Origin of the sequence: Phenylobacterium sp. LjRoot225 (genome assembly GCF_964252855.1) — a bacterium.
Taxonomy (GTDB): Bacteria; Pseudomonadota; Alphaproteobacteria; order Caulobacterales; family Caulobacteraceae; genus Phenylobacterium.
This window is the reverse complement of record NZ_CAXUPL020000003.1, coordinates 257,390-281,669: the sequence shown is the minus strand read 5'-3', so window position 1 is coordinate 281,669 and position 24,280 is coordinate 257,390. Positions and strand designations below refer to the sequence as shown.

Sequence of the window (24,280 nt, the reverse complement as noted above, 5' to 3'; positions counted from 1 at the left end):
GTCAGGCCTCCGCGGCGTCGACGTGGATCAGGATCCAGTTGGGATCGCGGCTCTTGAGATTGCGCTCGAAGGTCCACAGCTCGGCGGTGCGGCGGTCGTCGACGGCCTCGCCTTCCGGACCCTTCGAGCGATTGCGGAACTCGGCCAGGAAACGAACCGTCAGCCGCGCCAGATCGCCGCCGCCGGCCACCTCGGCCTTCTCGAGGTCGGCGCGGGGCGGATGCAGGAACTCCACGCTCTCGGTCCGGCCCTCGGTCTCGCGCGTGGCGATGGCCGTGTCGAAGCTGGCCATCACGCCGGGCGCCAGCAGGTTGCGCAGCGTCGGCCGGTCGCCGGCCGCGAAGGATTTCACGATCATCTCGTAGGCGCCCTTGGCGCCTGCGAGAAAGTGGCTGATCTCGAAGGACGGGTCCTTGGCGCGCACCGCGGCCAGGCCGCTCAGGCTCACGCCCTCGTCCGCCGCCTCGAGCGGGCGGTCAGCCGGACGCACGACCGGGCCGGCGGGCTCGGGCGCCGGCTGGTCTTCCGGTTGCCGGCCCACACGCCGGCCCAGCACCGAATAGAGCTGATAAAGCACGATGGCCGCCAAACCGGCGAAGATGATCAGCTCGAGGAGTTGCAACGACGTCTCTTCGGGTCAGGGATGATGGGACCTCAATAGCCCTATATAGGACACTGCAACGCCCGCGTCAGGGGCGACGTTGCATCGGTCCGGACGTCATGTTAGCCCGCCGGGCCAACGGATGCGTAAACGCCACGCATCGCACTACGGACATGAAGCCGAAATATGACCGACATCGACGCCGACGCGGGCGCGCCTGACCTGGCCGCCGAGCCCCCCGGCATCCGCATCCTCGCTCAATTCGTTCGCGATTTCTCGTTCGAGAACCCTCGCGCGCCCGACGCCTTGCGCGCCGGCGCCGTCCAGCCGCAGATCGACCTGGGCGTCGAGATGAACGCCCGCGGGCGCGACGACGGTCTGTACGAAGTCGATCTGAAGCTGTCGGCCCGCGCCTCGCGCGACGACGGCCCGCTGTTTGTGGTCGAGCTGCTCTACGGCGGCGTCTTCCAGATCGGCGGCGTCAGCGCCGAAGACCTCGAACCCGTGCTGCTGATCGAGTGCCCGCGCTACCTCTTCCCGTTCGCGCGCCGGATCATCGCCGACATCACCTCGGAAGGCGGCTACCCGCCCTTCCTGCTCGACCCGATCGACTTCGCCGGCGTCTACGCCGCGCGCAAGAACGAAGAAGGCCAGATCGGGCACGCCTAGAGATGATGCTCCCCCGGAAGGGGGAGCCTCAGCTCAGTCCTCGTCCCGAAGACGCAGGATCGCCGTGCGCGCCGCTTCCCTGTGGCGCGGCTTCAGGTTTCGGCCGACCAGCCCCAGCAGGGCGGCGAACACGGCTGCGTCGTCGGTGTAGCCGAGCATCGGGATGAAGTCGGGCACGGCGTCCGCCGGCAGGACGAAATAGGCCAGCGCCGCCAGCATCATGCCCTTGGCCGCGGACGGCGTCTGGTCGTCCCGCGCGCAGTACCAGACCGACAGGGCGTCAGCCGCGAAGGGCACCCGGGCGGCGGCTCGGCGGATCTTCGGCCAGAAGCCCCGCGCCACCCGCTGCTCGTTCAGCCGCAAGACCGCAGGCACGAGCGCGCGCGACGGATCGATCGGCGTGCGCGGATCGAAAGCTCCGCCGGGGTCGGCGTCGTCCAGGTCGGGGGAGGCGTTTTTTGCGGCGCTCATCAGGCTTAAGTGTTGGTTTTTCCAGAAGATGATACCGCCAAGCGGCCGCCGCGGCTAGCGCCGCCGACGGCTGCTGCTGCTGGCGGCCCCCATTAGCCCGCCCAGAACGCCGCGGATGAGCTGGCGGCCGACCTGGGTCCCGATGCTGCGCAGCATCGAGGTGGCGAAGGCGCCGACCATCTGCTCGCCCTGAGACGGCCGCGCGCGCGGGGGGGCGCGGCCGGGCGCGGCGGCCGGCGCCGGCTCGGCGGGGGCGGCCTTCTGCTCGGCTCTAGCCTTGAGCGTCTCGAACGCCGACGCGCGATCCTGCAGTTGATCGTAAAGCCCGCGCACGGGGCTCGCCGCCGTCAGCTGGCGGCGCTCGTCGGGCGTAACCGGCCCGATGCGCGAGTTGGGCGGTCTTACCTTGGTTTGCTCGACCATGGTCGGCGCGCCCTTTTCGTCGAGCACCGAGACCAGGGCTTCGCCGACGCCCAGAGCCTGGATCGCCTCGCCGGTGTCGAACGCCGGATTGGTGCGGAAGCTGGCCGCCGCCGCCCTCAGGCCGCGCTGGTCGGCGGGCGTATAGGCGCGCAGGCCGTGCTGGATGCGATTGCCCAGCTGACCCAGCACCGTGTCCGGCACGTCGGCCGGGTTCTGGGTGATGAAATAGATCCCGACGCCCTTGGAGCGGATCAGCCGGACGACCTGCTCGACCTTGTCGAGCAGCGCCTTGGGCGCGTCCTTGAAGAGCAGATGCGCCTCGTCGAAGAAGAAGACCAGCCGCGGCTTCTCCGGATCGCCGATCTCCGGCAGCTGCTCGAACAGCTCGCTCATCAGCCACAGCAGAAAGGTGGCGTAGAGCTGGGGCGAACCGATCAGCCGGTCACCGGACAGCAGGCTGACATAGCCGCGGCCGGCGGCGTCGGTGCGCATCAGGTCGGAGAGGTCCAGCGCCGGTTCGCCGAACAGGTTGGCGCCGCCCTGGTTCTCCAGGACCAGCAGCTTGCGCTGGACGGCGCCGACCGTCGCGGGCGCGACATTGCCGTACCGACTGCTCAGCTGCTTGGCGTTGTCGGCGGCGTAAGTCAGGGCCGCCTGCAGGTCCTTCAGGTCCAGCAGCAGCAGGCCTTCCTCATCGGCGGCGCGGAAGACGACGTTCAGCACCCCCTCCTGTACGTCGTTCAACTCGAGCAGGCGCGACAGCAGGAGCGGCCCCATCTCCGAGACGGTGGCGCGGATCGGGTGGCCCTGCTGGCCGAACAGGTCCCAGAAGATCACCGGGGCGGCGGACGGCTGCAGGGTCACGCCCAGCCCCTCGGCGCGGGCCAGCAGCTTTTCGTTCGGCTGGGCCGCCGCAGCGAGCCCGGAGAGGTCGCCCTTCACGTCGGCGGCGAAGACCGGAACGCCGGCGTCGGAGAAGCCCTGGGCCAGGACCTGCAAGGTGACGGTCTTGCCCGTGCCCGTCGCCCCGGCCACCAGCCCATGGCGGTTGGCGCGGTCGAGCCTGAGGCTTTGCGGCCCAGGGCTTGAGGGAGAGTCGGACCGACCGATCAGAACGCCGTCTTCAGCCACGGGGCGTCTCCTTTGGGTATGCGACGGCGGCTCCGGCCGCCCGACGGGAACGCGTGGGGCGTTCAAGCGCTCAAGCCATCCGCATCGGCGCGATTGACGCAAGCCCTCTCGCCGCGGACAGTCCGCCCGCGCTGAACAAAAAGGGCTCCATGGCCGCCGCTGTCTCGTCTTCCGCCGTCACCCGCAACGCCACCGTGCTGCTGGCCGTGATCGCCACGGGCGCCACCCTCTATTGGCTGGCCCACATCCTGACGCCGCTGGCGCTCGCCATGTTCCTGGCGGTGATGATCGACGGCTTCGCCCGGGTGCTGGCGCACCGGCTGCCGGGGGTCTCCCGCCGCGCGGCCCTGCCGCTGGCGGTCGTGCTGTCGTTGGCGATCTTCGGCGGCAGCGCCTTCTTCATCGCCGAGAACGCCACCAACTTCGGCGGCCAGCTGGTCGGCTACACGCCGAAGCTCAACAGCCTGATCGCGCAGGGCGCGAATATGCTGGGGATCCACGCCCCGGTGAGCATCAGCACGCTCGCCCAGCAGCTCGACCCGGCCAAGTATCTCGGGATCGTGGCCCGGGGGCTGCAGAATTTCACCGCCACGGCGGGCTTCGTCCTGGTCTACGCCGCCTTCATCATCGCCTCGCGGGGCAACTTCGAGCGCAAGATGGTCTCGCTGTTCCGCAGCCGCGAGGAGCGGCAGGAGGCGGTGGCCGCCTTCCTGCGGATCCGCGACGGCGTCGAGCGGTACCTGTGGGTGCAGACGATCACCGGCCTGATGATCGCCGCCGGCTCCTGGATCGCCATGACCGCCGTCGGTCTCAACGACGCTGCCTTCTGGGCGTTTCTGATCTTTATCGTCTCCTACATTCCGGTGATCGGGGGGCTCCTCGGCATCCTCGCGCCGCCGGTCTTCGCCCTGCTGCAGTTTGACACCATCTGGCAGGCGATCGTGCTCTTCGCCGTGCTGAACACCATCGGCGTGGTCGTCGGCAATGTGATCTATCCGCGAATGCAGGGACGCAGCCTCAACATCGATCCGGTGGTGGTCCTGCTGGCGCTCGCCTTCTGGGGCGCGATCTGGGGCGTCGTCGGGGCCTTCCTCTCGACACCTCTGACGGTCATGGCCATGGTGATCCTGGCGCAGTTCGAGGGCACTCGGTGGATTGCGATCATGCTGTCGGCGGACGGCGCTCCGCATCAGTTGAGGGAAGCCAAGCCAGGCGCCCCGCCCGATTAGCCGCACCACCCTTGATCACAATAAGTTATGACCGCTGGGGATCTTTCCGTTGTCCGTCTGGAACCTATCTAAGGTGAGCCGCGACCCCAACGGCCGCGACAGGTGCGTCCGTCCCCCGAGCCCTCGGACGCAGCGAGCCCCGAGCGAACCGCCGCCCCCCCACGGCGGGACCGCACGCCGCCGGAAACTCTCCTCCGGCGGCGTCCTCGCTCGGCTGGCGGAGGCGCGCCGGTGAGCAAATCTCGGCGCGTCCCATCCGCCCTCTCCCCATCCGCGCTGACCAAGGCCGTCATCCAGACCATCGGCGAGGACCCCGCCGCGTCCGCCGTCCGCGTCTTCGCGCAACAGGCCGCGGCCGACGTGGTCGCCGACGAGCTGCCCGAACTCACCGCGACCCAGCTGGCCGACAACCTGGCGGACTTCTGGCGCTTCGGCGAACGCCGGCGTGGCCGCGCGCCGCTGGTGCGGATCGCCGCGGCCCTGGACGCCGATGCGCCCGGGCTCGACCGGCTGGAGATCGTGCAGGACGACTGCGCCTTCCTGGTCGACAGCGTCATGGGCGAGATCGCCGACCAGGGTGTCGCGGTGCGGGCCATGTTCCACCCGATCGTCGACGTCTTCCGCGACCGCGCCGGCCTGCGCGCCGAATCCGGCACGGCGCGCAGGGAATCGATGATCCAGGTGATCCTCGAGCCGATCGGACCCGACCGTGAGGCGACGCTGCAGGCCGGCGTCGCGGCGACGGTAGCCGATGTCCACGCTGCCGTGGACGACTTCAAGGCCATGCTGGCGCTGGTGCGCCGCACGCTCGACGAACTGCGCGAGCGGCCGGGCAAGGCGACGCCTGAGGAGTTCGAGTTCCTGACCTGGCTGCAGCCCGAACAGTTCGTCTTCCTGGGCGCGCGGATCTACGAATTCCCTAAGCGCCCCAACGGCGAATATGCACCGGAGGAACCGCTCTACCAGGCCAAGGACGGATTGGGCGTGCTGCGCGATCCCGAGCGCACCGTGCTGCGCCGGGCGAACGAGCCCGCCGTCCTGATGGGCGCCAGCAAGGATCGGATCTTCCGCGAGCCCGCCGTCACCGTCGCCAAGGCCAACGCCAAGAGCCGGGTCCATCGCCGCGGCTATCTCGATTACGTCGGGGTCAAACGTTACGACGACGAGGGCCGTCCCTATGGCGAAGTCCGCTTCGTCGGCTTGTTCACCGCCCGGGCTTATGACGAGTCGGTGACCGCCGTGCCGCTGCTGCGCGAGAAGGTGGCCCGTGTGCTGGCCCGCGCGAACGCCGCGCCCGGCGGACACAACGAGAAGCGGCTGAAGTACATCCTGGAGATCCATCCCCGGGACGAGCTTTTCCAGGTCGACGAAGACGAACTGCTGACCCAGGCGCTCAGCATCGTGCATCTCACCGACCGGCCGCGTGTCGGCCTGTTCGAGCGGCGCGATCCGCTGGACCGCTTCGCCTCGGTGCAGCTGTTCCTGCCGCGCGACCAGTACGATTCCGAGCTGGAACGCCGGGCTGGAGAGATCCTGGCCCAGGCCTACAAGGGCCGCGTCTCCGCCGCCTATCCCACCGTGTTCAACGCCCCTGTCGCGCGCGTCCACTACATCATCGGCTTCACGCCGGGCGCGCACGCCTGGCCGGACCTGAAGGCGCTGGAAACCGCGATCGCCGAGGCGGCGCGCAGCTGGCGCGACCGCTTCGAGGCCGCCGTTCGCACCGGCGGCGTCGCGCCTGCGGCGGTGGCGGAAACCCTGGCGCGGTTCCGGGACGCTTTTCCGGCCGGCTATCAGGACCGCTTCGACCCGGCGGAGGCCCTGGCGGACCTCGAGGTGATCGAGAGCCTGGGCGACGCCCCGGTGCGCGCCCGGGCCCATCGTCAGCCTACGGACGGTCCCACGCAGTTCCGCTTCAAGCTCTACCGTGCAGGAGCGCCGATCCCTCTCGCCGACGTCCTGCCGATCCTCGAGAACATGGGCCTGAAGGCCATGGCCGAGGCCGGGTTCCCGGTGGGCCGGCCGGGCGAACCGCCGGTCTGGGTGCACGATTTCGAGATCGACGATTCCCGTGGCGAGCGCCTGGTCTTCTCGGAAATCAAGCTCGCCTTCGAGGACGCGGTGGCGGCGGTCTGGACCGGCCAGACGGAAAGCGACGGCTTCAACCGCCTGGTGCTCGAACTGTCGATCCCCTGGCGCGACGCAGCCCTGGTCCGAGCCCTCGCCCGCTACCGCCAGCAGTCCGGCCTCGACCCCACCCAGAGGGCCCAGGAAGAGGCCCTGTCGAACCATCCCGGCGTCGCGCGGCTGATCCTCGACCTGTTCCGCACCCGCTTCGATCCGGCGATCCGCGCCGACCTCGCCGCCCGGCGCGAGCAGGCCATGGAGGTGTCCGCAGAGATCCTGGGCGCCCTGCAGCACGTCGACAGCCTGGAAGAGGATCGGGTGCTGCGCCGGATGGCCGCCCTGGTCCAGGCGATCCAGCGGACCAACTACTATCAGCTGGACGCCGAGGGTCGGCCCAAGCCCTACATCTCCTTCAAGGTGGCGAGCGGCCAGCTGGCCGACCTGCCGGCGCCCAGGCCCTTCCGCGAGATCTTCATCTGGGCGGTCAACGTCGAGGGCGTGCACCTGCGCTTCGGCCCCGTCGCCCGCGGCGGCCTGCGCTGGAGCGACCGGCGCGACGACTTCCGCACCGAGGTGCTGGGCCTGGTGAAGGCCCAGCAGGTGAAGAATGCGGTCATCGTGCCCGTCGGCTCGAAGGGGGGCTTCTTTCCCAAGCGCCTGCCGAAGGGCGGCGCGGCCGACGCGGTCCGCACCGAGGCGATCTCGGCCTACAAGACCTTCCTCCATGGCCTGCTCGACCTGACGGACAACCTGACCCCGGACGGCCGGGTGACCCACCCCGACGGCGTCATCGTCTACGACGGCGACGATCCCTATCTGGTGGTGGCCGCCGACAAGGGCACGGCGACCTTCTCCGACATCGCCAACGAGGTGGCCGAGTCCTACGGCTTCTGGCTCGGCGACGCCTTCGCCTCCGGCGGCTCGGCCGGCTACGACCATAAGGAGATGGGCATCACCGCCCGCGGCGCCTGGGAGGCGGTGAAGCGTCACTTCCGCGAGCTCGGCAAGGACATCCAGTCGGAACCCTTCAGCGTGATCGGCGTCGGGGACATGTCCGGCGACGTCTTCGGCAACGGCATGCTGCTGTCCAAGCAGACCCGGCTGCTGGCGGCCTTCGACCACCGCCACGTCTTCCTCGATCCCGATCCGGACCCGGAGCGCAGCTTCGCCGAGCGGGAACGGATGTTCGCCCTGCCCCGGTCGTCCTGGGACAACTATGACCGCAAGGCGATCTCCGAGGGCGGGGGGGTCTATGCCCGCACCCTGAAATCGATCCCGCTCTCCGCCCAGGTGCGGGCCGCCCTCGACATCAGGGCCGAGGAGCTCAGCCCCCACGAGCTGATCACGGCGATCCTCAAGGCGCCCGCCGAACTGCTCTACCTCGGCGGCATCGGCACCTATGTGAAGGGCGGTCGCGAGGCCAATGTCGATGTCGGCGACAAGGCCAACGACGCGGTCCGCGTCAACGCCCGGGACCTGCGGGTGAAGGTGATCGGCGAAGGCGCCAACCTGGGCGTCACCCAGGCCGCGCGAATCGAGTTCGCGCTGGCCGGCGGGCGGGTCGAGACCGACGCCATCGACAACTCGGCCGGGGTCGATTCCTCCGACCACGAGGTCAACATCAAGATCCTGACCGGCATGCTCGAGCGGTCGGACCAGCTGACCCGCAAGCGGCGTGACAGCCTCTTGAAGTCGATGACCGAGGATGTCGCCGCCCACGTGCTGGCGCACAACTACGGCCAGACCCTGGCGCTGTCGCTGATGGAGATGGACGCCGCGGGCGAGCTGGAGTCCTACGCCCAGTTCATGACCCGTCTGGAGGCCGACGGCCGTCTCGACCGAGCGGTGGAAGGCCTGCCTGGCCCCGCCGAGATCACCGCGAGGGCCGAGGCCGGCCTGGGCCTGACCCGGCCGGAGCTGGCCGTGCTCCTGGCCTACGGCAAGCTCGAGCTGAAGCGGGAGATGGCCGCCGGCCTGGCGACCGACGATCCCTGGTTCGAACGCCAGCTGGAAGGTTACTTCCCCAAGCCGCTGCGAAAATACGCCGACGCGCTGCGCCGCCACCGGCTGCGGCCGGACATCATCGCCACGGTCATCGCCAACGACATGGTCGACCGCTGCGGGCCGAGCTTCCCCTGGCGACTGATGAGGGCCGCCAACTGCGACGTCGGCGCCTTCGTCGCCGGCTATGAGGCGAGCAAGACCCTGCTCGACCTGCCGGCGCTCTGGGACCAGGTGTCGGCGCTCGACGGCCGAGCGCCGGCCGCGGGACAGATGGCGCTCTACCGGCAGATCGCCTCGGCGCTGCGCGGTGCGACCTTCTGGCTGGCGCGGCGGGCGATGCGGAACAAGGCTGGCCCAGAGACCCTGGTCTCGCGCTACGGCGACGGCTTCCGCAGCCTCAGGACCATCGCGCTCGAGGTCGCCTCACCGGTCGAGCTGGCCGGGATCGAAGCGCGCGCCCGCACGCTGGCGGAGGCCGGCGCGCCAGAGGATCTCGCCCGTGCGGCCTCGGTCCTGCAGGCGATCAGCACCGCCGCCGATCTCATCGACCTGGCCGAGGGCGCCGGCTGGCCGCTACGCAGCGCGGCCCGGCTCTATCACGCGGCCGGGGAGGCCTTCGGCTTCGACCGGCTGCGCGGCGCCGCGGCCAGCTATACTGTCGGCGACAGCTTCGAGCGCACGGCGCTGCGCCGGCTGATCGAGGAGCTGCTGGCCGAGCAGGCCAGCCTCTCGCGCGCGGTGATAGCCAAGGCCGACGCGCGCAAGGCCGGCGACCCCGCCGGCGCCCGCGCCGCCGTGAAGGCTTGGAGCGCGCCGCACGAAACCCAGGTGGCGGCCGCCCGGCGGACGCTGACGGAAATCGAGGCCTCCGTCGGGCCCTGGACCTTCGCCAAGCTCACCATCGCCAACGCCGCCCTGCGGGAGCTGGCGCTGACCGGAGACTCGCGGCGGCGGAAATAAGGCGTGGAGCGGGTCGTCAGTGCCGGAACACCCGCACGCCGGTGAAGACCATGGCCAGGCCGCGCTCATTGGCCGCTTCGATGACCTTCTCGTCACCGATCGAGCCGCCGGGCTGGATCACCGCGGTGCAGCCGGCGTCAGCGGCCTGGATCAGGCCGTCCGGGAAGGGGAAGAAGGCTTCCGAGGCGCAGGCGGAGCCGGTCAGGTCCAGGCCGAAGTCGGCGGCGCGCAAGGCGGCGATGCGGGCGCTGTCCTTGCGGTTCATCTGGCCCGCGCCGATGCCCAGGGTCTGGCCGGTCCGTGCGTAGACGATGGCGTTCGACTTCACGTGCTTGGCGATGGTGAAGGCGAACAGCATGTCGCGGATTTCCGCCTCGGTCGGCGCGCGCTCGGTCACCACCTTGAGGTCGGCGGGGGTGAGACGCGCAGTGTCGCGGCTCTGCACCAGGAAGCCGCCGGCCACCGAGCGGAAGGTGTCGCCGGCCTCGGTCGGGTCGGGCAGGCCGCCTGTCGTCAGTAGGCGGACGTTCTTCTTCTTGCGGAACAGGGCGACGGCGTCCTCGTCGGCATCCGGGGCGATCACCACCTCGGTGAAAGTCTCCAGCACCTTGGCGGCGGTGGCCGCGTCCAGCCTGCTGTTCAGGGCGACGATGCCGCCGAAGGCGCTGACCGGGTCGCAGGCCAGCGCCCGCTCGTAGGCTTCCAGCAGCGAGCCGCCGGTCGCCAGGCCGCAGGGGTTGGCGTGCTTGATGATGGCGCAGGCCGGCGCGGCGGCCGGATCGAACTCGGCGATCAGCTCATAGGCCGCGTCGGTGTCGTTGATGTTGTTGTAGCTGAGCTCCTTGCCCTGGAGCTGCTTGGCGGTGGCGACCCCGGTCCGCGGATTGGCGAAGCGGTAGAAGGACGCTTTCTGGTGGGGGTTCTCGCCGTAGCGCATGGTCTGCACCAGCTCGCCGGCGAAGGCGCGGCGCCGCGGCGCCTCGTCCCCCAGCTCCTTGGCGAACCAGCCGGAGATGGCCGCGTCATAGGACGCGGTGCGGGCGTAGGCGCGGGCCGCCAGCCGCTTGCGCAGGTCCAGGCTTGTGGAGCCCTCGGCCTCCAGTTCGGCGAGCACCTCCGAGACATCCGCAATCTCGGTGCAGACGGCGACATAGCCGTGGTTCTTGGCCGCCGAGCGGATCATCGCCGGGCCGCCGATGTCGATGTTCTCGATGGCCGTCGCATAGTCCGCGCCAGCCGCGATGGTCGCCTCGAACGGATAGAGATTGACGTAGACCAGGTCGATCCCGCCGATCCCGTGCTCCTCCATGGCCTTCTTGTGCTCGGGCGCGTCGCGCACGCCGAGCAGGCCGCCGTGCACCACCGGGTGCAGGGTCTTCACCCGGCCGTCCATCATCTCAGGGAAGCCGGTCAGCTCGGAGATGTCCTTCACGGACAGGCCGGCGTCGGCGATCGCCTTGCGGGTGCCGCCGGTGGAGACGAGCTCGACGCCCATGGCGGCCAGCGCCTTGGCGGCGTCAATCAGGCCGGCCTTGTCCGAGACCGAGATCAGGGCGCGGCGGATCGGGGCGCGGTCGGGCGCGGCGGGGAAGTCGGGAGCAGCAGGCATGGCGTTCTCCTTGCGGGGTCTTAAGGAAAATGCCCAGGCGAGCGGCGGATGAGTCCTGCGCTCCCCGGTGGTCGCCCACCTTACATCGCCAGTCACGCAGGATGAGGCGGGACTTAAGACGCGGTTATGCCGGCGTCAACGCGCGCGGCGGCGGAGAGCTTCCAGCGAAGCCGTGCGCCCTCGGCGATGCGCGCCTGGCCGCGCAGGACGATCTGCTGCGAGCGGCGCGGCTGGCCCAGCCGATAGTGCAACGACGGCTCCAGCACGACCTCGACGGCGTCGTTGCGCAGCCACCAACCCCGGTCATCGCCTTCAGGCTTCAAAAGGACGCTCTTCTTGTCCCGGGCGATCTGGGCCTGGACGTCCGGGTGCAGGTGGAAGCGGACCATGAAGGGCACGAAGCGCCGCCCATTCGGCTTCACTGGACCGACCGGTACAAAGCTGTCTTCACCGCGCAACTCGTCGGCCTCGACGTCGATGTAGAGCCGCCGCTCGTGCCGCAGCCCGAACCGCTCGACCCAGCCGTCGTGGGCCAGCTCCAGCCAGAGCGCGCCGGGCGCCTCGTGCCGACGGGACTCGATGCGGTGCACGGCGCCGGTGAGCCGCGGGCCCAGCACCTTGGCCGCGAAGCCGCGCAACGGCTCGCCGCAGGCTGCGTCGCCGATGGAGGCGGTGGAGGCCGCGTCCACCAGCCGCATGGCCTGAGGCGCCTGGGCCTCCGGCGACCAGCCGCCGCCGACGATCAGCCGCCGTTGTCCAACGAGCACTTCAATCGCCAAAGGCTGGGCGCAGGCGGCGACGCTCCAGGGCCCGGACGCGGACGGGGCGGAGTCCGCGCAGATCTGCAGCGAACGGGCCTCCAGCCGGTGATAGCCGTTGCGGGCGGCCGGCGCGGCGCGGTCCTGAGCCTCATCCTGGGCGCGCGCAGCCGAGACATAGGTCCGCTCGCATTCCTCTCCACCCTGGAAGGCGGCAAGCCGGCCGTCCGCCAGGGTGAAGAACCGCACCGCGCCGGACAGGCGGTCGATGGCGCGCAACAGCTCCTCAGGCGCCGAGAGGCCGCGCTGCGCCAGGGCGTCGTCCAGCGTGGAGAGGTCGAAGTAGAGCTCGAGCGCCGCTTGCGGATTGCGCGAGGCATGGCCGCCGTCCGGCGTGACGGTGATCGGCAAGACGCGCTTCAGACGCGCCAGCCCCTGGCCGAGCAGCCGCTCGCCGGCCCGTCCGGATAGAGCTGCGCCGGCGATCGCCGCCACGGTCGCCCGCTCTGCCGCTCGGGCGGGGCCGTCGTCGATCTGCAGCAACCGGCGCGCCTGGCGACAGAGGTCGAGGGCAATGCGCGCCGCCTCCGCATCCGAAGCCCGCGAGCAGATGGCCCGGGCGGCGCAGGCCAGGTTGTAGACCCTCCGCTCCAGCACTTCGGAGCTCCAGGCGAAGGCGTTCCAGCGGCCGAAGGTGTGCGACCATTCGAGCGTCAGCCGCAGCCCCTCCGTGGCGCCGTCAGGTCCGGCGGCCAGCAGGTCGCGCATCCAGCCGAACCGGTGCAGGACGACGGCGAAACGGCGGCTGGGGCTTGGCCGGTTCCAGGGATCGCCGCGCACGCCCGGCGCCATGGTCTCGCCGGCGAGGACGAAGGCCCCGGCGAGGATCTGGCGCCCGGCGCTCAGGCTGGCGGGGCGCAGGTCCCTGGGGATGGCGGCGAAGCCTTCAGGCCGGCCGCGGGCGAGCATCCAGCGGTGCAGCGGGGTGCCGGCCCACTCCTGGCCCAGCCGGCGCCGCGCCGCGAGGCCGACGGCGATGGCGACGTGGCGGCCGGGCAGTCGGTCGATGACTGAACCTCCCGCCATGCGCCCCGCTCTCAGCCGCCGCGCAGCGCGTGGATGTTGGCGGCGTACTTGTCGGGTCCGCCCCGGAAGACGGCGCTGCCGGCCACCAGGGCCGTCGCGCCCGCGGACAGGCAGGACGGCGCGGTCTGCGGCGTGACCCCGCCGTCGACCTCCAGGATGATGTCGCAGCCGCTGGCGTCGATCATCTTGCGCAGGCGCTCGACCTTGCGGAGCTGCGAGGTGATGAAGCTCTGGCCGCCGAAGCCGGGGTTCACCGACATCACCAGCACCAGGTCGATGTCCTCGATGATCCATTCGATGGCGGACGGATCGGTCGACGGGTTGAACACCACGCCGGCCTTGGCCCCCAGCTCCCGGATCCGGCGGACCGTGCGGTGCAGGTGCGGGCCGGATTCGGGGTGGACGCTGAGGATGTCGGCGCCGGCGGCGACGAAGGCTTCCAGATAGGGATCGACCGGGGCGATCATCAGGTGCACGTCGAAGGGGATCTTCACGTGCGGCTTCAGCGCCTTCACCACGTCCGGACCGATGGTGATGTTCGGCACGAAGTGACCGTCCATCACATCGACATGCAGCCAGTCCGCGCCGGCCGCCTCGACGGCGCGGGCTTCTTCGCCCAGGCGCGAGAAATCGGACGCAAGGATGGAGGGTGCGATGATCGGCGACACAGACATGGGAGACGGCATAATCTGATGCGCGCCCGCCCGCCAGAGTTGTCGCATCGGCGCTCTGGCGCGAACGCTCAGCTGCGCCTTAGCCGGGCGGCGTAGAAGCCGTCGAGACCGCCGGGGCGATGGTGCGGCAGGATCCGCAGCGTCCCCTCCGAAAGCCGGCTGGCGTCCGGCGACCCGCCCTCTCCGGCCGTGATCGGATCGATCGCGAAGTCGGGATGGCGCTGCAGGAAGGCCTCGACCTGGGCCTCGCCTTCTTCGGGCTCCAGCGAGCAGACGCAGTAGACCAGCCGGCCGCCGGGTTTCACCCGGGTCGCCGCCGCATCGAACAGCCGCGACTGCACGGCCGCGAGGCTGGCCACGTCGCCGGGCTTGGCCGCCCAGAGCACATCTGGATGGCGGCGGAAGGTGCCGGTCGCTGAACAGGGCGCGTCCAGCAGCACCGCGTCGAAGCTGCGCCCGTCACGCCACGTCGCGCCGTCCGCCGTCACCACCTCGGCGGCGAGACCGGTGCGGGCAAGGTTGTCGGAGAGCCGCGTCAGCCGCGGCGCCGATTTGTCGAGGGCCGTCACCTGGGCGCCGGCGGCGGCCAGCTGCAGCGTCTTGCCGCCCGGGGCGGCGCAGAGGTCGAGCGCCGCCTGGCCGGGCTGGACGTCCAGCAGCCGGGCGGGAATGGCGGCGGCGGCGTCCTGCACCCACCAGCCGCCCTCGGCGAAGCCAGGCCAGGTGGAGACGTCGCCACGACGGCTGGTGCGCACCGAACCCCCGGGAAGCACCTCGCCCTCGATCTCCACGGCGAGGGTCGAGGCCTCGCTCGGATCCTTCAGCGACAGGTCGGTGGCAGGCTCCTCGGCGATCTGGGCGGCGATCTCGCGGGCGGCGTCGACGCCGAAGGCCGCGGTCCAGCGTGCGTAGAGCCAGGGCGGCGCCAGCCGCTCGGGATCGTCAAGCTTCGGCGGCTCGCGGGTCAGGGCGCGCAGCACGGCGTTCACCAGGCCCTTGAAGGCGCGGCTCTGGTTGTGCTGCTGCGCAAGGTCGACGGAGCTGGAGACGGCGGCGTGAGCCGGCGTCTGCAGGACGAAGAGCTGGGCGACGCCAAGGCGCAGGATCTGCACGACGCGGTCCGGCGGGGCCTTGGCGACGCGCTCCTGCAGCGCCTGGTCGATCGGGCCCAGCCGACGCAGGGTCGCCATCACCAACGCACGGGCGAAGGCCCGATCCCGCGGCGACAAGGCCGCAAGCGACGGGTGGTTGAGCCCCTCCTCCAGCCCGGCGCGTCGCGACAGCGCCGCGGTCAGGAGGTCGAGGGCGGCGGCGCGGGCAGGAAGGCCTGCGGTGTCTTGCGGTTCGGACTGGCTCACCCGCGCCGGGGTGCCCCCTCAGCGCTTGCGGCGCAAGGACTTTGCGCGTCAGGCGGCCCGGGCTGACGTTGGCGACGCTGGCTTTTCCGGCGCGCTCGACCTAAATGAGACCGATGGAGACCCCGCCCAACGCCGCGCCGGACAAGGTGCTGACGCCCGCCGCCCGCCGCGCGCTCGAGGAAGCCGAAGCTCGCCGCCAGGCCGAGGCCGCGGCTGCGGAAGCCCTCGCCGCCGAGCAAGGCGGCCCCCGCGGCCCCGAGCCCACCCGCTTCGGCGACTGGGAACGCAAGGGCATCGCCGTCGACTTCTAGGCGCGCGCATTCATTTTCATTTGTCATCCCGGAAGCCGCGCAGCGGCTATCCGGGACCCATGAACACAGAAGACGAAGGCGGCCCGCGGCGAGGCTGCGCGAAATCTCATGATGCCGTGTTCATGGTTCCCGGTCTTCGCTTCGCGAAACCGGGACGACAGTGGGGAGGCGGCAACCGCGTCCGATAACCGCCAGCAGGTCGGCGCGGCGGCAGTTATGTTCGCGCCATGACCCACTACACCATCTTCGAGACGTCGCTCGGCTGGGCCGCCGTCGGCTGGACGCCCGCAGGGCTCGCCACGGTGCGGCTCCCGCAGAGCGAACGCAGCTCCGTCCTTGCCGCGCTGAAGCGGAAGCTGCCGGACGGCCAGGAAGCTGAACCGCCGCCTCAGATCGCCGCCGTCATCACCGACATTTGCGACCTGCTCGCCGGCGGCAGGCCAGACTTCGCCGGAGCGCCGCTCGACATGGCCGACACGCCGGAGTTCCACGCCCGGGTCTATGCAATCGCCCGCGACATTCGCCCGGGTCAAACCCTGACCTATGGCGAGGTGGCCGAACGGCTCGGCGACAAGCGGCTGGCGCGCGACGTCGGCCAGGCCTTGGGCAAGAACCCCTGGCCGATCGTGGTGCCCTGTCACCGGGTGACGGCGGCGGGCGGCAAGCTCGGCGGATTCTCCGCGCCCGGCGGGGCCGCAACCAAGCTCAAGCTGCTGGCGATCGAGGGCGCGGCCGCAGCGGCGCAGGCGGACCTGTTCGGCTGAAGCGCGCCTGTCAGACCCGCGTCAGCCGCCGGCAGATCTCGTCGAGCTGTTCCAGGCTGGCGTAGCGGATCCGCACCTCGCCGGCGCCGCCGCGATCGGCGACGTCGACGCTCATGCCCAGCGCATCCTCGAGATCGGCTTCCAGCGCTGCAGTGTCGGCGTCCTTGGCGGGGCGGCGTGGACCCGAGGCCTTCTTCGGGCCCGCCGCCTTGGTGCGAACCAGGGCTTCGGTGTCGCGCACCGACAGGCCGCGGGAGACCACGTGCTCGGCCACGGTCTCCTGGTCGTCGCTGGCGAGAATGGCCCGCGCGTGACCCGCCGAGAGCCGGCCGTTCAGGACGTGGTCCTGGACCGGACTGGGCAGCTGCAGCAGGCGGAGCGTGTTGGCCAGGTGGCTTCGGCTTTTGCCGACGGCCTTGGCCGCCTGTTCCTGGGTGTAGCTCATCCGGCCCATCAGGTTTTCGTACGCGCGCGCCTCCTCCATGGCGTTGAGGTCTTCGCGCTGCACGTTCTCAACGATGGCGATCTCATAGGCGCGGTCGTCGCCAAGCTGGCGCACCAGGGCGGGAATGGCCGTGACGCCTGCCCGCTGGGCCGCACGCCAGCGCCGCTCCCCGGCGACGATCTCGTATTCCCCGGCGCGGTCGGGTGACGGCCGCACGAGGATCGGCTGCAGCACGCCGGAGGTGCGGATCGACTCTTCCAGCTCCGCCAGTTCGGTTTCGGAGAAGTGCTGCCGCGGCTGGCCGGGATTGCGGTGGATCAGCTCGATCGGAATCTCGCGAGCGCCCTCGAGCCCGGGTTCGCGCGCAGCCGGCCGACCTTCCGCCGCCGCCGCGGCGTCCGCGGCGTCCTCGACCTCGGCCTCGCCGAGCAGCGCCGACAGTCCCCGACCCAGTCCCCTGCGGCCCTCCGTAACAGCCATCGTCATCTCCTCAGGCCGCGCCGGCCGCAAGTTCCTGGCGCCGCGCCCGCTCGCGCAGCACCACCTCGCGGGCGAGCTTCAGATAGGCCTGGCTCCCCGCACATTTCAGGTCATAGACGAGCGCCGGCTTGCCAAAGGACGGCGCCTCGGAGACCCGCACGTTGCGTGGGATCACCGTCTGGTAGACGGTCTCGCCGAAATGGCCGCGCACGTCACGCGCCACCTGTTCCGACAAGCTGTTTCGGCGATCGTACATGGTCAGCACGATGCCCTGGATCTCCAGCTTCGGGTTGAGGCTGCCGCGCACCAGGTCGATCGTCCGCATCAGCTGCGACAGGCCCTCCAAGGCGAAGAACTCGCACTGCAGCGGCACCAGCACGGCGTCGGCGGCGGCCATGGCGTTGACCGTCAGCAGGTTCAGCGACGGGGGGCAGTCGATCAGGACATAGGTGTAGCCGCCCCGGGTGCGCAACGGCTCCAGCGCGTCCCGAAGCTTGAACGACCGCCGGGCCTGATGGCCGAGCTCCAGCTCGACGCCGGAGAGATCCGGATCGGCCGGGACCAGGTCGAGCCCCGGCAGGGCGGTCTTCACGATCGCGGCGTCGATCGGCTTTTCGCCCATCAGCACGTCGTAGAGGGTGTTCTTGCGCAGCGCCCGGCCGACGCCGAGGCCGGTCGAGGCGTTGCCCTGGGGATCGGAGTCGATCAGCAGCACCTTTTCGCCGACGGCGGCGAGCGCGGTGCCCAGGTTAATGGCGGTCGTCGTCTTGCCCACGCCGCCCTTTTGGTTGGCGATCACGAGGACGCGCAGCGGCCGGTCAGACTTTTCGGGCACGACCCAGTCTCCTTACGCGCACGACCTGGCCTCGGGGATCACTGAGAGACGGTATCGTATCCGCCTCGAACTCCCAAGATTTAGCGGCCTCATCCAGCTCCGCCGCTACATCTTGTCCCTTCAGGAACAGGCCGAGCGCGCCAGATTTGAGGTAAGGCCTCGCGTACCCGAGCAGGCGAACGAGCGGCGCGCAAGCGCGAGCGGTGACGATGTCCACAGCAAGCTGCAGGTTTTCCGCACGCTCGTTGTGAACGGTGGCCGGCAGCTCCAGCGCGCCTACGACCTCCGAGAGGAAACGGCAGCGTTTGGCCATGCTCTCGACGAGATGGACGTGAAAGCCGGGCCGCCCCTTGCCGAGGATCGCCAGCACCAGGCCCGGCAGGCCGGCCCCTGCCCCCAGATCCGCCCAGACCAGGGCGTCCGGCGCCAGCTTCAGCAGCTGGGCGGAGTCCCAGGCGTGGCGGTTCCAGAAGACGTCCAGGGTCGCTGGGCCAACGAGATTCATCTTCTCGTTCCAGTCGGCGAGCATCACCTGGAAGCGTTCGAGGTCAGCGATCTGCTGAGGCGTGGCGCCTGTCGCGCGCGCGAAGCTTTCCGCGTCGGTGACGTCCATCCTGCGGCGGGCCTCAGGCGGCGCGGCGGCGAACATGGGCCAGCAGGGCGGTCAGCGCCCCGGGCGTCACCCCCTCGATCCGCGCGGCCTGGCCAAGGGTCAACGGGCGCACGGCCGCGAGCTTTTCGCGCACCTCGTTCGAGAGGCCGCCGACGCCGGCATAGTCGAGATCGGCCGGCAGCCGCAGGTCCTCGTCACGGCGGAAGGCCTCGGCGTCGGCCGCCTGGCGGTCGAGGTAGCCGGCATAGGAGGCGTCGATCTCCAGCTGCTCGCGCACCGCCGGCGACCATTCCGCCGCCTGCGGCCAGATCACCGCCAGGTCGTCGAAGCTGATCGTCGGATAGGCCAGCAGTTCGAGCAGATTCCGTCGCTGGCCGTCAGCCTTCACCGGCAGTCCGGCCCGGGCGGCTTCCGCCGGGCTGAGCTTGAACGTACGCGCCGCGCCGCGGGCCGCGGCCAGGGCCGTTGCCTTGGCGCCGAAGGCGGCCGCGCGCTCGGCGCCCACCACGCCGAGTTCGACGCCCCGGGCGGTGAGCCGCTGGTCGGCGTTGTCGGCGCGCAGCGTCAGCCGGAACTCCGCCCGACTGGTGAACATCCGATAGGGCTCGGTGACGCCCCGGGTGACCAGGTCGTCGATCAGCACGCCGATATAGGCTTCGTCCCGGGCGAACTCGCAGGGCTCGGCGCCCGAGGCCGCGCGCGCGGCGTTCAGGCCCGCGACCAGCCCCTGGGCGCCGGCCTCTTCATAGCCGGTGGTGCCGTTGATCTGGCCGGCGAGGTAGAGGCCGGGCAGCGCCTTGACCTCCAGCGTCGGATAGAGCTCCCGCGGATCGACATAGTCGTATTCGATCGCGTAGCCGTGGCGCTTCACCCGCACCTGCTCGAGACCCGGGATGGTGCGCAGGAACAGGTCCTGGGTCTCCGCCGAGACCGAGGTCGAGACGCCGTTCGGATAGACGGTGTCGTCGTCCAGCCCCTCCGGCTCCAGGAAGATCTGGTGGCTGGTCTTGTCGGCGAAACGGACGACCTTGTCCTCGATCGAGGGGCAGTAGCGTGGGCCCTTGCCCGAAACCCGTCCGCCATAGACCGCCGACTCCGACAGCCGCTCGGCGATGATCCGATGGGTCTCGGCCGTGGTGTAGGTGATGCCGCACTGGATCTGCGGGGTCGTGATCGCATCCGTCAGGAATGAGAACGGGACAGGCTCCGCATCCGCGGCCTGCATTTCCAGCTGGCCCCAGGCGATCGTGCTCCCGTCGAGCCGGGCGGGCGTCCCGGTCTTCAGCCGGCCCATGCGCAAGCCCAGCGAATAGAGCCGGTCGGACAGGCCGATCGCCGGGGCGTCCCCGACACGCCCAGCGGGGATGCGTTCCTCGCCGCGGTGGATCATTCCCTTCAGGAAGGTCCCCGTGGTCAGCACCACCCGGCCGGCGGCGTAGGCTTCGCCCGAAGCGCCGACCACGCCGACGACCCGGCCGTCCTCGATGATCAGGTCCTCGACCGCCTCGGCCCGCACCGTGAGGTTAGGGGTTGCGGCGAGCTCGGCCTGCATCGCCTCGCGATAGAGCCGGCGGTCGATCTGCGAGCGCGGACCGCGGACCGCCGCGCCCTTGGAGCGGTTGAGCATGCGGAACTGGATGCCGGCCTTGTCGGCCAGCCGGCCCATCAGCCCGTCCAGGGCGTCGATCTCCCGGACCAGGTGACCCTTGCCGAGGCCGCCAATCGCCGGATTGCAGCTCATTTCGCCGAGGGTTTCGATCTTGTGCGTTAGCAACAGGGTGCGCGCGCCGACGCGCGCCGACGCCGCGGCGGCCTCGCAGCCGGCGTGTCCGCCCCCGATGATGATCACGTCCCAGCTCACCAGACGTCCGGGCTCCAAGCACAGACGCCCCCGGCAGGCGGGGGCGAGGCGGCCTATATAGCGGATCGTCGGAAGGAATTCACCTGGGGACGGAGCTTGTTTCACGTGAAACTTCGCGCCAGACCCGGCGCCTGAATTTCGCACAGCTCTGCTTTAGAGGACGCAGCTATGTTTCACGTGAAACACGAACCTGTGGATAAGAACCTTGTTTCACGTGAAACAACGTTACGCCAGGACCTGGGCGTACTTTCCAGAACCGAAGATGACCGAGTAAAACCTTCGGAACTACTTGCCTATGCAGAAGGTCGAAAAGATCCTGCCCAAGACCTCCTCCGGGTCGATCCGCCCCGTGATACGGTCCAGCGCGCGACAGGCGAGACGTACATCCTCCGCGGCCAGCTCGAGGGCGTCCACCTCTTCGGCTGCATGTCTTAGCCGCGCCGCCGCCTCCTCCAGCAATACTTTATGGCGCAGACGGGTTGCCGCCGGGGGCTCCGCACCGGTCAGACTTGTGACCACCCGTTCTGCGAGCGTGCTCTCCAGCCAGGCGACGTCATTTGGACTGCGCGCCGAGAATGGCGCGCCCGGAAGGTCCAGCCTCCCCTCGCCCAGGTCCCGCTTGGTGAGCAGAATGATGTCCTCCGGCCGCAGGCTCGTGGGGGCGTTCGGGGTGCTGTCGGCGGTTCCGTCCACCAGCCAGATGCGGAGGTCCGCGGTGTCCGCCCAGGCGCCCGCACGCCGCACGCCCTCCGCCTCGATCTCGTCGGTCGTCTCCCGCAGCCCGGCGGTGTCGGCGACGATCGCCTTGTAACCGCCGAGCTCGAGCGGAACCTCGATGATGTCCCGCGTGGTCCCGGGAATGGCGGTGACGATCGCCGCCTCGCGCTTCGCCAGCGCGTTGAGCAATGTGCTCTTTCCGGCGTTCGGCGCGCCGATCAGGGCGATCCGAAATCCCTCGCGGATCCGCTCGCCACGCGCGACGTCCGCCGCAGCGGCTTCGATTTCGGCGATCAGCAGCGCCAGGACGGGTTGCGCACGCTGCGCCACATCCTGCGGCAATTCTTCGTCCGGGAAGTCCACGGCCGCCTCGAACAGGGCCAGGGCTTCCGTGAGCGCCTCGCGCCAGCGAGCCTGGGCCCCGGACAACCGGCCGTCGAGCTGGGCCAGGGCCTGCAGGCGTTGCGCCTCGGTCTCGGCGTCGATCAGGTCGGCGACCCCTTCGGCCTGGGTCAGATCGAGCTTGCCCGCCTCGAAGGCGCGTCGGGTGAATTCGCCGGGCTCCGCCAGGCGCAGACCGATCGACGACAGGGCCTCGACCAGGGCGGCGACAACGGCGCGCCCGCCATGGACGTGGAACTCCGCAGCATCTTCGCCGGTGTAGCTCGCCGGCCCCGGGAACCAGAGCACCAGGGCCTGATCAATCTCCGCGCCTGCCGGCGTGAACAGCCGCCGTACGCTGGCCCGACGCGGCGCGGACAAGCCCCCGGCAAGGGTTCTGAGCGCGACCTCCGTCCTGGGCCCCGTCAAACGCACCACAGCGATCGCAGCCCGGCCCGAGCCGGTCGCCGGCGCGAAGATAGTGTCTCTCATTTCTTCGTCGCAGCAGCGCTCATGCCGGCTTCCATCAGCTTGCGGAACTGCTCCTGGGCGCCCTGGCCGTAGGCCATCCAGTTCTTCACCAACTCGTCAGGCGCCAGCATGGCCATGTTGGATCCGATCTGCTTCTGCATCTCGCTGACGATGTGTTCGTTCAGGACGCTCACATCCGGCAGGCCCAGGAAACGGCGGGCCTCTTCCGGGGTGCAGTCAATCTCCACGATCATCTTCATCGGCAGGTGCTCCTTCGCATTCCTTATGGTCGTTCAAGGGCTCGTCGCGCTAGTGTCCCGATTCCGAAGTTCGCAGGCGCTTGTGGCGGGCTCCGACGAGCTTCGGAATCGAGAAGGACACTAGCAAGTGCAAGTTTCTAGTGTGCTTTTTAGATCTGAAGTTCACCACGGCGCGCGACCCAGATGCTGGCGAACTTCAGATCCAGCACACTAGAGCCATTCCCGATCCGGAAAGCTAAACGGCCAGGAATGGCTCTCGTTCGAAGTTGGAGCGCGTTCTCGCCGCAAAACGGGTATCCACTTCTGCAGCGCGCTCTTAGCTTGCTGATCATCTGGAACGGGAGATCCCCATGGGCGAACAAACGACCGTCACGACGCCGGACGGCTCCTTCTCGGCCTATCTGGCGCGGCCGGCGCAGGCGCCCAGCGCCGCGGTCGTCGTGATCCAAGAGATCTTCGGCGTGAACCAGGTGATGCGCGAGATCACCGACGGGCTGGCGGCCCAGGGCTTCCTCGCCGTCTGCCCGGACCTCTTCTGGCGGATCGAGCCGGGCATCCAGCTGACCGACCAAAGTGACGCTGAGTGGCAGCGGGCGTTCGGGCTGTTCAACGCCTTCGACGTCGACACCGGAATCAAGGACATCGCCGCGACGATTGCGAGCATACGGCAGGATCCAGCCTGCACCGGCAAGGTCGGCGCCGTCGGCTTCTGCCTGGGCGGCCTGCTTGCCTATCTCACCGCGACACGCACCGACGTCGACGCCTCGGTCGCCTACTATGGCGTGGGCATCGACAGCCGCCTGGCCGAGGCCGAGACCCTCGAACGCCCTGTGCTGATGCATATCGCCGAGGAAGACGGCTTCGTGCCGAAGGAGGCTCAGGCGAAGATCATCAACACGCTGAACGATCACGCCTTCGTCGAGATCCACACCTATCCGGGCCGCGACCACGGCTTCGCGCGCACTGGCGGCCAGCACTATGACGCCCTGGCCTCCAGCCTCGCCGGCGAGCGCTCGCTGGCCTTCTTCCGAAAGTACCTCTTCTAATGCGCGCGATCCGCTTCGACAGGACCGGTGGTCCCGACGTCCTCGAGCTGCAGGATGTTCCGACGCCCACGCCCGGCCCCGGAGAGATCCTGATCCGCCACGAGGCGGTCGGGGTGAATTTCATCGACACCTACCACCGCAGCGGCCTCTATCCCGTGCCCCTGCCCTCTGGTCTGGGCCAGGAGGCGGCTGGCGTCGTGGAGGCCGTCGGCGACGGCGTCACCCGATTCAAGGTGGGCGACCGCGCCGCCTACGCCATGGGGTCGCCGGGCTCCTATGCCGACGCCAAGACCCTCGCGGAGGCGCGCGCCGTACATGTCCCCGATGGGATCGATGCGAGGACGGCCGCCGCGGTCCTGCTCAAGGGGATGACCGCGGAGTTCCTGCTGCGGCGAGCCTATCCGCTGAAGTCCGGCCAATCCGTGCTGATCCATGCGGCGGCAGGCGGCGTCGGCCAGCTTCTCACCCAGTGGGCCAAGGCGATCGGCGCCACGGTCATCGCCACCGCCGGCAGCGCGGCCAAGGCCGAGATCGCGCGCAGCCTCGGCGCTGACCACGTCATCCTCTATCGGGACCAGGACGTCGCTGCCGAGGTCCGGCGATTCACCGATGGCGAGGGCGTCGCGGTCGCCTACGACGCCGTGGGCAAGGACACCTTCGAAGGAACCTTGGGCAGCCTCGCCCGGCGCGGCCTGTTCGTCAGCTTCGGCAACGCTTCGGGATCCCCGCCGCCTGTGGAGGCCCTGCGCCTTATGCGCGCCGGCTCGCTCTTCTTCACCCGGCCGACGCTGGCCGACTATGTCGCCACAACCGAGGAGCTCGACGCGAGCGCCGCTGCCGTGTTCGACATGGTCAGCTCGGGTAGGATCCGTATCGCCATCGGTCAGACCTACCCGCTGGCCAAGGCGGCCAAGGCGCACGAGGCGCTCGAGGGGCGCCACACCAACGGGGCGACCTTGCTCACCCTAGAGTAGCGGCAAGGTCCCTGCGCCGCGG

The 24,280-nt window shown here is 69.9% G+C and carries 20 protein-coding genes and 1 riboswitch; of the genes, 7 read left to right on the top strand and 13 right to left on the bottom strand.

The annotated features are described in order from the left end of the window. Position 1: 1 nt before the first annotated feature. On the bottom strand, positions 2 to 622 hold the full coding sequence (gene timA, locus ACSQ2B_RS16455) for a TIM44-related membrane protein TimA (protein WP_436051491.1): 621 nt from the start codon (positions 620 to 622) through the stop codon (positions 2 to 4). Between the two features lie 165 nt (positions 623 to 787). Between timA and secB the strand changes: the two genes are divergently transcribed. After that, entirely contained in the window at positions 788 to 1,270 is a 483-nt protein-coding gene (secB, locus tag ACSQ2B_RS16450) for a protein-export chaperone SecB (RefSeq protein ID WP_436051490.1), read from the top strand. Between the two features lie 33 nt (positions 1,271 to 1,303). On the opposite strand, the gene ACSQ2B_RS16445 is transcribed toward secB, so the two are convergent. Both ACSQ2B_RS16445 and ACSQ2B_RS16440 read right to left on the bottom strand, forming a co-directional pair. Next, complete coding sequence (locus ACSQ2B_RS16445; protein ID WP_436051489.1) at positions 1,304 to 1,741, bottom strand: YkvA family protein; 438 nt, start codon at positions 1,739 to 1,741, stop codon at positions 1,304 to 1,306. A gap of 54 nt (positions 1,742 to 1,795) precedes the next feature. Continuing rightward, positions 1,796 to 3,295, bottom strand: coding sequence for a helicase HerA-like domain-containing protein (locus ACSQ2B_RS16440; protein WP_436051488.1), 1,500 nt, complete (start codon positions 3,293 to 3,295; stop codon positions 1,796 to 1,798). A 149-nt stretch (positions 3,296 to 3,444) separates the two neighbouring features. On the opposite strand from ACSQ2B_RS16440, the gene ACSQ2B_RS16435 reads away from it, so the two are divergent. Both ACSQ2B_RS16435 and ACSQ2B_RS16430 read left to right on the top strand, forming a co-directional pair. After that, complete coding sequence (locus ACSQ2B_RS16435) at positions 3,445 to 4,524, top strand: AI-2E family transporter (RefSeq protein WP_436051486.1); 1,080 nt, start codon at positions 3,445 to 3,447, stop codon at positions 4,522 to 4,524. Positions 4,525 to 4,755: 231 nt separating this feature from the next. Next, positions 4,756 to 9,615 (top strand): NAD-glutamate dehydrogenase, encoded by a 4,860-nt coding sequence (locus tag ACSQ2B_RS16430; RefSeq protein WP_436051484.1) that lies wholly within the window; start codon positions 4,756 to 4,758, stop codon positions 9,613 to 9,615. A gap of 16 nt (positions 9,616 to 9,631) precedes the next feature. On the opposite strand, the gene purH is transcribed toward ACSQ2B_RS16430, so the two are convergent. The 4 genes from purH to ACSQ2B_RS16410 all read right to left on the bottom strand — a co-directional run bounded on the left by purH (position 9,632) and on the right by ACSQ2B_RS16410 (position 15,100). After that, positions 9,632 to 11,224 (bottom strand): bifunctional phosphoribosylaminoimidazolecarboxamide formyltransferase/IMP cyclohydrolase, encoded by a 1,593-nt coding sequence (gene purH, locus ACSQ2B_RS16425; RefSeq protein ID WP_436051483.1) that lies wholly within the window; start codon positions 11,222 to 11,224, stop codon positions 9,632 to 9,634. Positions 11,225 to 11,248: 24 nt separating this feature from the next. Further along, a riboswitch (ZMP/ZTP riboswitch) is annotated at positions 11,249 to 11,330 on the bottom strand. Positions 11,331 to 11,337: 7 nt separating this feature from the next. Further along, complete coding sequence (locus tag ACSQ2B_RS16420) at positions 11,338 to 13,068, bottom strand: heparinase II/III family protein (RefSeq protein ID WP_436051482.1); 1,731 nt, start codon at positions 13,066 to 13,068, stop codon at positions 11,338 to 11,340. An 11-nt stretch (positions 13,069 to 13,079) separates the two neighbouring features. Then, positions 13,080 to 13,742, bottom strand: coding sequence for a ribulose-phosphate 3-epimerase (gene rpe / locus ACSQ2B_RS16415; protein WP_436051480.1), 663 nt, complete (start codon positions 13,740 to 13,742; stop codon positions 13,080 to 13,082). Between the two features lie 68 nt (positions 13,743 to 13,810). Further along, positions 13,811 to 15,100 carry an RsmB/NOP family class I SAM-dependent RNA methyltransferase gene (locus ACSQ2B_RS16410; RefSeq protein WP_436051478.1) on the bottom strand — a complete coding sequence of 430 codons (1,290 nt, stop codon included), beginning with the start codon at positions 15,098 to 15,100 and terminating at the stop codon, positions 13,811 to 13,813. 104 nt (positions 15,101 to 15,204) lie between these two features. Between ACSQ2B_RS16410 and ACSQ2B_RS16405 the strand changes: the two genes are divergently transcribed. Beyond that, entirely contained in the window at positions 15,205 to 15,411 is a 207-nt protein-coding gene (locus ACSQ2B_RS16405) for a DUF1674 domain-containing protein (RefSeq protein ID WP_436051476.1), read from the top strand. Positions 15,412 to 15,638: 227 nt separating this feature from the next. Continuing rightward, positions 15,639 to 16,175 carry a methylated-DNA--[protein]-cysteine S-methyltransferase gene (locus ACSQ2B_RS16400; RefSeq protein ID WP_436051475.1) on the top strand — a complete coding sequence of 179 codons (537 nt, stop codon included), beginning with the start codon at positions 15,639 to 15,641 and terminating at the stop codon, positions 16,173 to 16,175. A 10-nt stretch (positions 16,176 to 16,185) separates the two neighbouring features. Here the strand turns inward: ACSQ2B_RS16400 and ACSQ2B_RS16395 are convergent, their stop codons facing one another. The 6 genes from ACSQ2B_RS16395 to ACSQ2B_RS16370 form a co-directional block, all read right to left on the bottom strand. Then, positions 16,186 to 17,100, bottom strand: coding sequence for a ParB/RepB/Spo0J family partition protein (locus tag ACSQ2B_RS16395; protein ID WP_436051473.1), 915 nt, complete (start codon positions 17,098 to 17,100; stop codon positions 16,186 to 16,188). A gap of 10 nt (positions 17,101 to 17,110) precedes the next feature. After that, positions 17,111 to 17,935, bottom strand: coding sequence for a ParA family protein (locus tag ACSQ2B_RS16390; RefSeq protein ID WP_436051472.1), 825 nt, complete (start codon positions 17,933 to 17,935; stop codon positions 17,111 to 17,113). Beyond that, positions 17,919 to 18,548: a 16S rRNA (guanine(527)-N(7))-methyltransferase RsmG gene (gene rsmG, locus ACSQ2B_RS16385; RefSeq protein WP_436051470.1), complete on the bottom strand. Its 630-nt coding sequence runs from the start codon at positions 18,546 to 18,548 to the stop codon at positions 17,919 to 17,921. The genes ACSQ2B_RS16390 and rsmG overlap by 17 nt, the downstream gene beginning before the upstream one ends. 13 nt (positions 18,549 to 18,561) lie before the next feature. Beyond that, on the bottom strand, positions 18,562 to 20,412 hold the full coding sequence (mnmG, locus tag ACSQ2B_RS16380) for a tRNA uridine-5-carboxymethylaminomethyl(34) synthesis enzyme MnmG (RefSeq protein ID WP_436052587.1): 1,851 nt from the start codon (positions 20,410 to 20,412) through the stop codon (positions 18,562 to 18,564). A gap of 282 nt (positions 20,413 to 20,694) precedes the next feature. Next, positions 20,695 to 21,999 carry a tRNA uridine-5-carboxymethylaminomethyl(34) synthesis GTPase MnmE gene (mnmE, locus tag ACSQ2B_RS16375; RefSeq protein ID WP_436051468.1) on the bottom strand — a complete coding sequence of 435 codons (1,305 nt, stop codon included), beginning with the start codon at positions 21,997 to 21,999 and terminating at the stop codon, positions 20,695 to 20,697. Beyond that, on the bottom strand, positions 21,996 to 22,238 hold the full coding sequence (locus ACSQ2B_RS16370; protein WP_436051466.1) for a DUF6489 family protein: 243 nt from the start codon (positions 22,236 to 22,238) through the stop codon (positions 21,996 to 21,998). Before ACSQ2B_RS16370 ends, mnmE begins: the two co-directional genes overlap by 4 nt. A 350-nt stretch (positions 22,239 to 22,588) precedes the next feature. On the opposite strand from ACSQ2B_RS16370, the gene ACSQ2B_RS16365 reads away from it, so the two are divergent. After that, positions 22,589 to 23,284 carry a dienelactone hydrolase family protein gene (locus tag ACSQ2B_RS16365; protein ID WP_436051465.1) on the top strand — a complete coding sequence of 232 codons (696 nt, stop codon included), beginning with the start codon at positions 22,589 to 22,591 and terminating at the stop codon, positions 23,282 to 23,284. Further along, positions 23,284 to 24,258: a quinone oxidoreductase family protein gene (locus ACSQ2B_RS16360; RefSeq protein ID WP_436051464.1), complete on the top strand. Its 975-nt coding sequence runs from the start codon at positions 23,284 to 23,286 to the stop codon at positions 24,256 to 24,258. Before ACSQ2B_RS16365 ends, ACSQ2B_RS16360 begins: the two co-directional genes overlap by 1 nt. The last annotated feature ends 22 nt before the right edge of the window (positions 24,259 to 24,280 follow it).